At 60.3% G+C, this 12,483-nt stretch carries 10 protein-coding genes; 8 read left to right on the forward strand and 2 right to left on the reverse strand.

The window, feature by feature from the left end:
* Positions 1-12: 12 nt before the first annotated feature.
* Positions 13-2,175 carry a TonB-dependent siderophore receptor gene (locus ACIK7D_RS20235; protein WP_400157206.1) on the reverse strand — a complete coding sequence of 721 codons (2,163 nt, stop codon included), beginning with the start codon at positions 2,173-2,175 and terminating at the stop codon, positions 13-15.
* A gap of 157 nt (positions 2,176-2,332) precedes the next feature.
* Between ACIK7D_RS20235 and ACIK7D_RS20240 the strand changes: the two genes are divergently transcribed.
* The 5 genes from ACIK7D_RS20240 to ACIK7D_RS20260 all read left to right on the forward strand — a co-directional run bounded on the left by ACIK7D_RS20240 (position 2,333) and on the right by ACIK7D_RS20260 (position 7,685).
* Positions 2,333-3,244: a LysR family transcriptional regulator gene (locus tag ACIK7D_RS20240; RefSeq protein ID WP_400157207.1), complete on the forward strand. Its 912-nt coding sequence runs from the start codon at positions 2,333-2,335 to the stop codon at positions 3,242-3,244.
* 243 nt (positions 3,245-3,487) lie between these two features.
* Positions 3,488-3,751 (forward strand): hypothetical protein, encoded by a 264-nt coding sequence (locus ACIK7D_RS20245; protein WP_127758339.1) that lies wholly within the window; start codon positions 3,488-3,490, stop codon positions 3,749-3,751.
* 187 nt (positions 3,752-3,938) lie between these two features.
* Positions 3,939-5,606 carry a phosphoethanolamine transferase gene (locus tag ACIK7D_RS20250; RefSeq protein ID WP_127758340.1) on the forward strand — a complete coding sequence of 556 codons (1,668 nt, stop codon included), beginning with the start codon at positions 3,939-3,941 and terminating at the stop codon, positions 5,604-5,606.
* A gap of 65 nt (positions 5,607-5,671) precedes the next feature.
* The gene (locus ACIK7D_RS20255; RefSeq protein WP_020010073.1) at positions 5,672-6,325 is read left to right on the forward strand and encodes a response regulator transcription factor; all 654 of its coding nucleotides are present in this window, start codon (positions 5,672-5,674) and stop codon (positions 6,323-6,325) included.
* Positions 6,326-6,347: 22 nt separating this feature from the next.
* Positions 6,348-7,685, forward strand: a complete 1,338-nt coding sequence (locus ACIK7D_RS20260) for a sensor histidine kinase (protein ID WP_400157208.1) — start codon at positions 6,348-6,350, stop codon at positions 7,683-7,685.
* Positions 7,686-7,747: 62 nt separating this feature from the next.
* Here the strand turns inward: ACIK7D_RS20260 and ACIK7D_RS20265 are convergent, their stop codons facing one another.
* The gene (locus ACIK7D_RS20265) at positions 7,748-9,052 is read right to left on the reverse strand and encodes an MFS transporter (protein ID WP_174022633.1); all 1,305 of its coding nucleotides are present in this window, start codon (positions 9,050-9,052) and stop codon (positions 7,748-7,750) included.
* A gap of 289 nt (positions 9,053-9,341) precedes the next feature.
* Here ACIK7D_RS20265 and ACIK7D_RS20270 point away from each other — a divergent pair, with 289 nt between their 5' ends.
* From ACIK7D_RS20270 to ACIK7D_RS20280, 3 genes are all read left to right on the forward strand, one after another.
* On the forward strand, positions 9,342-10,454 hold the full coding sequence (locus ACIK7D_RS20270; protein WP_400157209.1) for an RHE_PE00001 family protein: 1,113 nt from the start codon (positions 9,342-9,344) through the stop codon (positions 10,452-10,454).
* Positions 10,455-10,709: 255 nt separating this feature from the next.
* The gene (locus ACIK7D_RS20275; protein WP_003522093.1) at positions 10,710-10,940 is read left to right on the forward strand and encodes a helix-turn-helix domain-containing protein; all 231 of its coding nucleotides are present in this window, start codon (positions 10,710-10,712) and stop codon (positions 10,938-10,940) included.
* Positions 10,941-11,172: 232 nt separating this feature from the next.
* Complete coding sequence (locus tag ACIK7D_RS20280) at positions 11,173-12,423, forward strand: adenylate/guanylate cyclase domain-containing protein (protein WP_035239147.1); 1,251 nt, start codon at positions 11,173-11,175, stop codon at positions 12,421-12,423.
* The last annotated feature ends 60 nt before the right edge of the window (positions 12,424-12,483 follow it).

Here is a 12,483-nt window from a genome sequence, read left to right on the forward strand (position 1 = left end):
TTTGATATGGCGTCACCAACGATAGGTCAGCTTGCCCATAACCGTTCTTCCGTCACCGTAATAGCATCCGAAAGTGGAGCAACTAGAAATATATTCTTTATCAGTCAAGTTTTGCACCAGAAGCGAGGCGCGGTAGCCGTTCTTCTCGTAATGCACGCCGAGATCGAGCAGGGCGAGGCCCTTCATCTCGAAGGTATTGGCAGCATCGCCATAGCGTTTTCCGACATAACGCACGCCGCCGCCGATGCCGAAACCCTCAAGGGCGGTATCTTCCGGGAAAGTGTAATCCAGCCAGAGGCTTGCGGCGTGCCGGGGCGTGCTGTCCAGCTCCTTGCCGTTATTCACGCGGCCGGAGACCTCGCTGTCCATGTAGGTATAGGCCGCGCGCAGGTCGAGCCCGTCGGCAAGGCTTGCGACGCCTTCAAGCTCGAGGCCTTTCACATGCGCCTCGTCCATCTGCTGCGTCACGCCGCCCACGGTCGTCGTGACGTTTTTCTGTGTCAGATCGTAGACCGCGGCGGAAAAGAAACCGTCGAAACCCTCGGGCTGGTATTTGACGCCCGCTTCCCATTGTTCGCCGGTGGTCGGTTTCGGCGCATCGCCGACAGCCGGCTGCGGCACCGGCTCGAAGGAGGTCGCGTAGCTGACATAGGGCGCGATGCCGCCATCGAACAGATAGCTGACGCCGACGCGGCCGGTCAGCTTGTGATCGTCCTTGTCGAGCGAGCGGTAGGTGGTGCCGTTGAAGGTCGTGCCGCTGGTGCTTGCCCAATCCTGCCGCAGGCCGGCGGTGACGCGCCAGTTCTCGAAGGCCATCTCGTCCTGCGCATAAAGGCCGATCTGGGAAATATCCGTCTTCACATCTGCATAAAGCGTGCGCGAGGTGAGGCTGATCGGCCCGCCATAGACCGGATTGACGGGATTGAGCGGCGTCGCGGCCCAGAATTCGGTTTTGACGTTATTGTCGAAATAACGGTAGTCCAGCCCCACAAGCAGGGTGTGGTCGATCGGCCCCGTGGAGAACTCCGCCTGCAGGCTGTTGTCGATGTTGAAGGTGTTCAGCAACTCGTCCTGGAACGTCGCATTGCGGCGGATAAGATTGCCGATCATGCCGCCGCTGGTCGAGGACATGCCGAGCGCGCGATAGGACCAGTCGAAATTGGAATAGCGCGCATTCTGCCGGAAGGTGAAGGTCTCGTCGAAACGGTGCTCGAATTCATAGCCGATATTGGTGAATTTGCGGCTCGACGTATCGAAGGACGGATCGCCGACATAAAAGCTGCGGTCCAGCATATTGCCGGGTCTGAGATAGGTCAGCGCCGACGGCAGGCCGGAGGGCGAACTCGGATTGTCGTGCTGATAGGAGGCAAGAACCGTCAGCTTCGTATCCTCGTCCGGCTGCCAGGTGAGCGCCGGTGCGATGAAATAACGGTCGTTCTGCAAGTTGTCCGTCTGGGCATGGGCGTTGCGCGCAAGGCCGGTCAGGCGATAGGCGAAACTGTCGCTATCCGCCACCGGGCCGCCAATATCGAACATCGACTGGTAATAGTCGAAGCTGCCGATCTGCACACCGACTTCGCCGAACCGTTCGAAGGTCGGCCGCTTGCTGATGAGATTGATGAGGCCGCCGGGATTGCCCTGACCGAAAAGAACGGAAGCAGGCCCGCGAATGACTTCCACGCGCTCCAGGCCGTAGACCTCATAGGAGGGCGCACCGGCGGTACGCATCAGCCGCAGACCGTTCAGGAACTGCAACTGGTTTCCCTGGAACCCGCGAATGCGCGGCGCATCGAAACGCGGATCCGCCCCAAACGGCTGCGCGACGACACCCGGAACATAATTCAACGCCTCGCTGAGATTGCGAACGTTCTGAGCATCCATCTGGTCCTTGGTGATGACGGATACGGATTGCGGCGTCTCGATCAGGGATCGCCCCGTCTTGGTGGCGCTGGCGCTGGTTTTCGCCACATAGCCCTTCACGGGCGCCTTGGGATCCTGATTTTTGGCGCCCTCCACGGTGATGGTCTGCAGCACCGTCGTACCGGCCTCCTGCGCAAGGGCGGAAGCCGGGGCAAAAAAGGCCACATAAGCGATGACGGCGCAACCGCCAGCCAGAATGGAAATGTGTTTGGTTTTTCCCTGCACCCCAAGACCCTTCATCACCCGCGCCACCATAAGGCGGTATTTTTCTGGAGAATTTAAGTCATCTTATTACGCAAGGGACGAATTGTGATCCAATAAGCGCAGCCGGTTTTTTTCAGAACTATTGATTATGAAAACTCACAGCGATAATAGCCTGGAATTATTCAAATCTGCGGGGAAAGGCGTAACGATGGGCAGGAAACCGGCAAGCCGGGCAGAAACATTCGAATTGCGCCACCTGCGCTATTTCACCACGCTGGTGGATGAGCGCAATTTCGAGCGCGCCGCCGCCCGCCTCGGCATTGCCCAGCCGGGCTTGAGCCAGCAGATCATGGCGCTCGAACAGATTGTCGGCATGCCGCTTCTCGACCGGACGCGCCGTTCGGTGAAGCTGACCACGCCCGGCCAGCTTCTCTACGAGGACGCCCGGAAAATCCTCGCCAATGCCGAGGCGACGCTTGCGGCGCTCAAACGCGTCGACCGCGGCGAAACCGGGCGCATCTCCATCGGTTATGTCGCCTCGGCCGCCTATTCCGGCCTGATGACCCGGTCCATCGCCAGTTTCCGCGCTTCCCATCCCGATGTGGAGCTGCAACTGATCGAGATGGAGATGCGGCTGCAACTGGCCAAGATTGCCGACGGCAATCTGGACTTCGCCTTCATCCGCCCGCCCGCGCCCGTTCCGGAAGGTGTGACAACCCATGTGGTGCTGCGCGAACCGCTGATGGCTGCACTTCCCGAAAACCATCCCCTGGCCTTTGCGCTGCAGGTCGATGTGAAAAACCTTGCCGGCGAGACCTTCATTACCCCGCGGCAGCCGCCGGATGTCGGTTTTCACTACAATACGATAGAGGCCTGCAATGAAGCCGGGTTCCAGCCGGCGATCACGCCGGAAGGCAGGGACTACACCACGATTGCCAGCATGGTGGCCATCGGCCTCGGCGTCGCGCTGGTGCCGCGCTCGCTTAATTGCCTGAGGTTGCCCGGCGTGCGCTATGTGCCGCTTGCCGCCAGTTCCACGACCTCGGACCTCGCCATCGCCCACCGGAAAACGGAAGCCTCTCCCGCCGTCAGGGCCTTCATTCTCCATATGCGCAATTGAAGCGGCAGCACCCGCCCGCCTGCCGATCCCGTGGACGAAAAATCCGTCATCACCCGTCTGCGCCGCATCGACGGCAACAGGCGGGGGCGGCGTAACCGCATGGGATTGCGAAAAGAATGACGCTCTCGCGGGCCGGCCGAAAACAGGAGCGAAATCCTGTCCGGATATTTCCTGTCCCCGCTTTTCCCCGTGGCTGCAGCGCACTCCATAATCGTGGCAGATTTCGATTTACGGGAGACAGCAATGGCTGAGACTTACGAACACCACGCCGCCGGCCTCGAATCCCCGGCGTCCCACGCTTTCGATGTCGTTCCGGACGATACGAGCCCGCTTCCTTCCCCCACCCGCGCCATCTATGTGGGCAATGGCGGCCATCTCTGCCTGACCCTGCTTTCCGGGGCGACGGTGACCTTCCAGAACCTGCCCGCAGGCAGCCTGCTGCCGGTCAGGGCCACGCGCATATTTGCAACGCGCACCACCGCCACAGGCATGGTGGGCCTCAATTAAGGGCTCTATCGTCTCGACGATCTGAAACACCCCCGCCAAACGGCCACCACGGAGTGTGACACTTTCATGACAAGCTTTCAGGTTGATGTCAGCAAAATGACGCATCCGCCATTGATCGGCCCATGCGGCAGCCTGGACGACGGCGTTTTCGCCCCGTCTCCGTTGCCGCCGGCCTACTGGAAATCTGGTGGATCTGACAGTGGCTCTTTTTACCGCGAAAGCGACGGGAACAGTAACATATCGTCCGGAAATCGGCAGCGTGCCGCTCAGCCTGCTGACGGCGGCCTATCTGCTGTTTTTCACGAACCGGACATTCTGGTCGAAGGTTCACACCTATCTTTCCGCCTATCCGGTTGCCATCGTCGCGCTTTATGCCGCCATGGCCGCCCTGCTCGGCGCCATGATCATCATTTTTTCCGCCAAATATCTCATCAAGCCGTTTTTGATCTTCCTGGTCTTCGCGGCGGCGGCCGCTTCCTGGTTCATGGATCGCTACGGCATCGTCATCGACAGCGACATGATCCGCAACGCCATGGAGACGACGCAGGCGGAAGCCGGCAATCTGATCACGCCCGGCTTTCTCTGGCACATGGCGATCTACGGACTGGTGCCGTCCCTCCTCATCGCCGCCGTGCGTGTGCGTCACCGCCCGATCCTCGACAAGCTTTTGTGGAACACGATCAGCATCCTGATCTGTCTTTCCATCGCCGGCATCATCAGCTTCGCCAATTCCAAGACCTTCACCACCGCCGTGCGCCAGCACAAGGATATCGTCAAAAGCGTCAATCCATTGTCGCCGATCATGTCGGCCATTCATTATTTCACGCTGGCGGGGAAGGAAGTCGATATTCAGGTCAGCGCGGTCGGCGGGGATGCAAAGGTCCTGCCTTCATTGGGCGGCGTCCGCAAACCCCGCATCACCGTCATCGTGGCGGGCGAGACCGCGCGGGCCGCGAACTTTTCCCTGAACGGCTATGGGCGCGATACCAATCCCGAACTCGCAAAACGCGGCGTGATCTATTTTCCGAACACGACCAGCTGCGGCACCGCGACGGCGATTTCCATTCCCTGCATGTTCTCGAAGTTCCCGCGCTCGCAATATAGCCACAAAAAGGCGCTCGCCAATGAAAACGTCATGGATGTTCTCGTCCATGCCGGGGTCAGCGCGACATGGCTGGACAACAATACCGGCAGCAAGAACGTGGCCGACCGCATTCCCTATTTCGACCTGCCCTCCACCAATGACAGCCGCTTCTGCACCGGCGGGGAATGCCGCGACGATATCTTCTTCGACAAGCTCGACTCCTGGCTCAACAACGTCACCAGGGACAGCGTCATCGTGCTGCACCAGATGGGCAGCCACGGGCCGACCTATTATCTGCGCTATACCGACGAATTCCGCAAATTCACCCCGGATTGCCGCACGGCCGAGCTTGGCAACTGCTCCGACGCGGAGATCGTCAACTCCTACGACAACACGCTTCTTTATACCGACCATTTCCTCTCGACCGTCATCGACAAGCTGAAGGCCCGCTCCGACAGGCTGGCGACGGGCATGATCTATGCGTCCGATCACGGCGAGTCGCTTGGCGAGAACGGCGTCTACCTGCATGGCGCGCCCTATCTGCTGGCGCCCGACCAGCAGACCCATGTGCCGTTTCTGGTCTGGTTCGACGACGACTTTGCGAAATCCATGGGGCTCAACAAAGCCTGCCTCACAAAAACCGCGGCGGAGGGCGGACGCTCGCACGACAATTATTTCCACAGCATCCTTGGCATGATGAACGTCTCCACTTCGGTCTACGATCCCTCGCTCGATGTATTCGGCGGCTGCACCCAGCGCCAGAACAGCTGAAACACCGTGCTTGACGCTTATCCGGAGAAAGAGATACGCAGGACGAAGCGATAGAGGGAGCTGTCTTGCGGGTTCTGCTTGTTGAAGACGATCATGTGCTGGGCGAAGCGCTGCGGGACCATGTCGCGGCGGCGGGTCATGCTGTCGACTGGTTCAAGACGCTGGGCGACGCCATGGCGGCGACGCTGACGATGGGTTACGGCCTCATCCTGCTCGACATGCGCTTGCCGGATGGCGAGGGCATCACCCTTCTGCAAAGCCTGCGCCAGCGCGATGACGCAACGCCGGTGATCATTCTGACCGCCCATGACCAGGTCTCCGACCGGATCGCCGGGCTGAACGCCGGTGCGGACGATTATCTGGTCAAGCCTTTCGATCTCAACGAGCTTTCGGCCCGCATGCTGGCGGTCTCGCGCCGTTACGAAGGGCGTTCCGCTCCCGTCATCCGCCTGCCCGGCATCGAGATCAACCAGGTGGCGCGCAATATCACGGTCGATGGAACGGCGCAGACGCTGAGCGCCCGGGAATGGGCCGTGCTGGAAAAACTCGTCGAACATCCCGGCGCGGTCGTCTCGAAAGCGCAATTGCACGACACGCTTTACGAATTCGGCGCGGAAATAGAAAGCAACACGGTCGAGGTCTATATCAGCCGGCTGCGCAAGAAAATCGGCCATGACCGCGTCGAAACCGTGCGCGGCGTCGGCTACACCATCCGATAGTCAGAATTACAAGCAGGCAGAAATGGCCAGACCGACCAGCATGACCCGCAAGCTCGTGACGGCGCTGACCAGCGTTGTCGCCATATCCTGGCTTCTCGCCTGCGGGCTGGGCGTCATGGTGATGCAGGACGAGTTCGCCGAAATTTTCGACGCCGGCGTTGAGGAAACCGCCGAAAGACTGCTGCCGCTGCTGGTGGACGACCTCCGGGAAAACAACACCGCGCCTGCCGCGCAAAAGCTCAACCAGACGTCGGAACGGGCGGAATATCTGACCTATCAGGTCCGCGACCGGGAAGGACAGGTGGTGCTGCATTCGCATGACAGCTCGACGGAGCCTTTCGAGGTCTCGCTCGAACCCGGTTTTTCTGAAACCGCGACCCAGCGCATCTTTACGGTTGCGACGCCGGACGGCAATTATTTCCTGCAGGTCGCCGATGCCTTCGCCAATCGCCGCGAGGCGATCGAAGAGGCGGGCACCGCGCTGCTGCTTCCCGTTCTCATCCTCATTCCCGCCAGCATTTTCGCCGTCATTGTCGTGGTGCGCAGAACGCTGCGACCGATACAGACCCTGCGCGACGACATCGGCAAAAAGGACGGCGGCAATCTCGCGCCGCTGCCGACGCAACCCTTTCCGGGCGAGCTCCATCCCATTGCCCGTTCGGTCAATCTGCTGCTCGGACGATTGCGGTCGGCAATCGAGGCGGAACGGGAATTCACCGCCAACAGCGCCCATGAATTGCGCACGCCGATTGCCGGCGCGCTGGCGCAGGCGCAGCGGCTGCATGCCGACATTCCGCCGGAACTTGCGCCGCGCGTGGAAAACATCGAAAAATCGCTGCAGCATCTCGCCCACCTGGCCGAAAAACTGCTTCAGATGTCGCGCGCGGAAGCGAGGATCGGGGTCACCGACACGGCGAACGATCTCATCCCCGTTCTCGAACTGGTTATCGACGACATGATGAGAACGGCCATCGGCTCATCCCGCATCCGCTTCACCAATCGTTGTGAAGGCGGCCTCTCCTGCAGGATCGGCGCGGATGCCTTCGGCATCGTCGTCCGTAACCTCCTCGAAAACGCGCTGATCCACAGCCCGGCGGAAAGCCCGGTGCAGGTCCTCGCCGAAGCGGACGGCACGATCCGCGTCGTCAATTCCGGGGTAGCGGTCGACGCGGCGCTCCTGCCCAAGCTGACGACACGTTTTACCAGGGGCCAGACCACGGCGGACGGAACCGGACTTGGCCTTGCCATCGTCAAGAGCCTAGTGGAGCAGGCCGGCGGAGAGCTGGTGCTTTCCTCGCCGGCGCCGGGCCGGCAGGACGGTTTTGAGGCCCGCATCGTCCTTCCCGCCGAAACCGCCTGAATGCCGAAAAGAAAAAGCCCCGTCGGAAGGACGGGGCTTTTGCCGATCTGGATGACGGTCGCTCAATCCTCGTGGATATGGCTGTGATCGCGCGTGTCGCGCATTTTCACATAAACCACCAGCGACAGGGCGATCATGATCGTCACATACCAGAAGAACCAGTTTTCGTGGCCGATCTGCTTGAACTTCAGGGCCACGAATTCCGCCGTTCCGCCGAATATGGTGTTCGCCAGCGCATAGGGCAGAGCCACGCCGAGCGCGCGGATATGGGCGGGGAACATTTCCGCCTTCACCACCGCATTGATGGAAGTATAACCGGTGACGATCAACAGGCCGACCAGCACGAGGGCGAAAGCCATGATGGGATCGGTCGTCGTCGAAAGCGTGCTGAAGATCGCATAGGTGAACAGCGTTCCGAGAATGCCGAAGCCCACCATCAGCGGCTTGCGGCCGATCCTGTCGGACAGCGCACCCGCAATCGGCTGGCACAGCATGAAGACGAAGAGCGCCGCCGTGGTGATTTCCGTGGCGCTTTCCTTGCTGAAACCGGAGGTGTTGACGAGGAATTTCTGCAGATAGGTCGTATAGGCATAAAAGGCGAGCGTGCCGCCTGATGTGAGCGCCATGACCATCAGCGCTTCCCTTGGATAGTGCTTGAACAGCGCCCATCCGCTGGACTTCGGCTTGTCGGCAGCGCCGGTCTTGGCATTTTCGAAGGACTGCGTCTCGACAAGGCCGCGGCGGATATAAAACACCGCAATCGCCAGAAGGCCGCCAATGAAGAAGGGAATGCGCCAGCCCCAGGAGCCGAGCTGTTCCGGCGTCAGGACCCGCTGCAGCACCAGAAGCACCGCCAGCGCCAGAAGCTGACCGGAAATAAGCGTCACATACTGGAAGCTGGAAAAGAAACCGCGGCGGTTCTTGCCGGCCATTTCGCTGAGATAGGTTGCGCTGGCGCCATATTCGCCGCCGACGCTGATGCCCTGCAGAAGTCTTGCGAAAACCAGAATGGCCGGCGCGGCAATGCCGATCGCCTCATGGCCGGGCGTAATCGCGATCAGCAGCGAACCGAGACACATCAGCGTGACGGACAAGGTGAGACCGGCCTTGCGGCCCTTGCGGTCGGCATAGGTGCCCATGAACCAGGCCCCGATGGGCCGCATCAGAAATCCGACGGCGAAAACGGCGGCTGCACTCAGGAGCTCGGCGGTCTGGTTTCCGGAAGGGAAAAACACCGGCGCGAAATAAAGGGTGAAGGCCGAATAGACGTACCAGTCGTACCATTCGACGAGGTTGCCCGCCGATCCGCCGATAATGGATTTCAAACGGGTTTTCTGGTCCGGCGCGGTGGCGGGACCATTTGCCATAATATTCACGGGTAAACTCCAATTCATCTTCGTCTGGAGATGGAAGGGCGAACGGAAGGTGTGATAATTTGTCGCTCTCGGTGGGGGTATATACCCGTCATGTTGCAGTGCGCAAGTTTATACCGCATCGCGATATTGCCGAAAATCCAGCCATGGCGACTGAAGCCCTGCCGATTCCCGGCCTTCCGCCACCTTTTTTCAGCGGATTTTCGGGTGGAAACCTCAAAAGTAAAACCGCCCGACTGTGATCCGCCTTGTAAGCCGCCCGCGCTCAAACTAAAAAATATCAATGATTTACGATATATCGGACGTCCAGATCGAAAAGCTCCTCATTGCCGCCGCCCGTGCCGGCGAGACGCTGGCGCGGCTGGACGAGCGGATCGACAGGTCACCGATGAAACACGGCTTCATCGAAAGACAGGATTTCACCGATGCGATTTCCTCCATGTGGGTGGATGGCGAACTCGTTCACATGGAAGATCTGGTGCTGCATGACGCGCATATGGATGTGCGCGCGCCAACCCATGAAATGACGGCGGCGCACCGGATTCTCCGCTCGAGACGGCTGATCTTTTCCAATGCACCCGGCTGGGCCTTTACCGCACCGGGCCTTTCAAGGCTACGCGGCAGGGCGGCACTTGCCGAAGAGCCAGCGCCTCCCAGACAAGCGCCCGATCACTCCCGCGATGAAGACACCGACGCGGAGGAGGAGGAAACATCGCTGGATGGCGCTTTTTCCGAGCTGGATGCGCTTCTGGCGCGAAGCGCCGCAACGCTCGATGCGATCACCACCGGCAGCGCGCTTCCGCCAATGCACAGGGAGGAAAGCCATGCGATCATCAACGAACCCGACTGGGACGAGGATGAGCGGCTGAAAGAATGGTGGGACGTCCATGCGCGGACGGAGGAACTGCCGGCGATTCTTCGCACCGCCATCCTGCTCGACGCCTGGAACATGATCGAGGTGCTGCAACGCAGCCCCTGGCTCGGCCGGCTTCTGGCCTCCGCCTTTCTGCGCGACGGCGCCGTCACGCCAGATCACCTGCCGGCCCTCAGCGCCGGTCTTCGCGCGGTCCCGCGGGAGCGTCGGCACGCCCGCAACCAGACGCAGCGCGTTCTCGCACTTCTCGACAGCTTTTACGAAGCGGCACAGGCCAGCATGAAGGAACATGACCGGCTGACCCATGCGCGTGAACGCATGATGCGCAAGCTGGCAGGCCGGCGTTCCTCCTCGCGCCTGCCGGAGCTCGTGGAGCTTGTCGTCTCCCGACCGGTGGTTTCGGCGGCGATGATCGTCAAGGAACTCGGCACCACGCCGCAGGGCGCGATAGGGCTCGCCAACCAGCTGGAACTGCGGGAAGTGACGGGTCGTGGCCGGTTTCGCGCCTGGGGCATGCTGTAGCAAAAGCCGCCCCGCCCCTCGCAAGAGCCCCGAAAAACGGCGGTATCTCGGCCTTTTTCCGGCAAAGACGTGCCGCAGGAATGCAGCGATCACGAATCTTAACAAAATTTAACTATTGCGTAGGTCGGTGAAGCCGCTATGTTCCTCGCTGCGTTGCAGCACCGATTTTCTTCTCCGGCAACGCGGTCGCATTCGGCCCCGGCAACTTTTCTTTGCCGCCCGCATTTAAGTGTCCATTCTGAGGGAGATGCAATAATGACAATTTCAATCTCACAACCCGATTCCGATCACGAAACCGATGCTCCTTTTGCCAAAAAGGTTCTCACCGCGCGCAATCTCGCCGGATATACGGTCGAACAGCTTGCCGTGACCTGCGGCCTGACGACCAGCGAAATACGCGCGCTCGAAGACGGCACGGACAGCGATCCGCTGCGCATCAGACGCGTTGCCGCAGCACTTCATATTCCTGTCGAAACCGTTATCTGATCCACCTTAGCGATCATCAAAAATCTCAGCGCCGCCGGGGACGATGTTCCCGGGAACATCCGGGCGGCGCGCGCGGCCCGATGCCGTCAGTCCCTTCCGGAACATTTTCCGCGCCCCTCTCTTAACATTTTCGTTATCCGGCACCACATGGGGTTCACGAGCGACCATGTTCGGCCGAGTGCGACATGTGCCCCGCTTGTGCGAGAGCAGCAACAACCTCCGGAACCCTGCCATGACACTAAGTCTCGACACCGAAGAACGGGTTTCTTCAGCACTGGATGAATTGTGGCCAGCGGAAAAGACGGAAATTCTCGACTGGCTGATCACCGGCACCAAGGACGAACGCTTTATCGACGAGATATTCGTCGAGCTCTGCAACAGGCTGCGGGCGAGCGGAATTTCCGTGGCGCGGGGCGTGCTCGCTTTCCGCATTCGCCATCCGCAATGGCTTGGCGCGCGCATTCTGTGGAAAGCCGGCCTGTCCTCCGCCGAAATCGCCACCTATGGCTATGGGTCTGAAAATACGCCCGAATATCTGAACAGCCCAATCAACGACATTCATCAGGGCGCCACCGAAGTCCGCCACCGGCTGAACGGAGAGGACATCGATGAGCCCGGCTATACGATCTACGAAGACCTGCGGGCCGAGGGTCTGACGGATTATTGCGCATGGCCGATCGAGCACACTTTCGGCAAGCGCCATGTCGCCACCTTCTCCAGCGACCGGCCCGGCGGTTTTTCCGACAGCGAAATCCTCGCCTTGAAAAACCTGCTTCCGGCGCTCGCGCTCGTCAGCGAGATACGCCTGAAAAACCGCATGACGCGCACCCTTCTGGAAACCTATGTGGGGCCGCATGCCGGCGAAAAAATCCTCAATGGCGCCACCACGCGCGGCAGCGGCATGACGGTGGGTGCGGCGATCCTGATCTGCGACCTGCGCAATTTCACCCATATTTCCGACCTTTGGCCGCGTGACGATGTCATCGAGCTTCTCAACGGTTATTTCGACGCCATGTGCGATCCCATCGAGGAATTCGGCGGCGAAATCCTGAAATTCATGGGCGACGGGCTGCTGGCGATTTTCCCGCTGAGCGACCCGCAGGCCTGCGAAAACCTGCTGAAAGCCATCGCCAGTGCGCAGAAGAGCCTGGTTGCGCTGAATGAAATCAATTGCCGCAAGGGCCACGATCCCCTGGGTTACGGCATCGGCGTGCATGTCGGCGATGTCATGTATGGCAATATCGGCTCGAAAACCCGCCTCGATTTCACCGTCATCGGCCCCGCCGTCAATATCGCCTCGCGGCTGGAAACGCTGACGAAGGAGACCGGGCGCAATGTGCTTTTCTCCGAAGAATTCGTGCGCATGGCCGGATATCAGGAAAAGCTGGAAAATCTCGGTCCATGGCTGCTGCGCGGCCTCGAAACCCCGGTCGAAGTATACGCCCTGCCCCACAATGCGGCCCTGACAGCCTCGGCTGATTGATTATCGCGAGGGGCTTTTAACGACACCCGCCATCCGCGCCGCATGACCTTCCCGAAGAGC

Source organism: Agrobacterium sp. P15N1-A (genome assembly GCF_044626815.1).
GTDB classification, from domain to species: domain Bacteria; phylum Pseudomonadota; class Alphaproteobacteria; order Rhizobiales; family Rhizobiaceae; genus Agrobacterium; species Agrobacterium leguminum.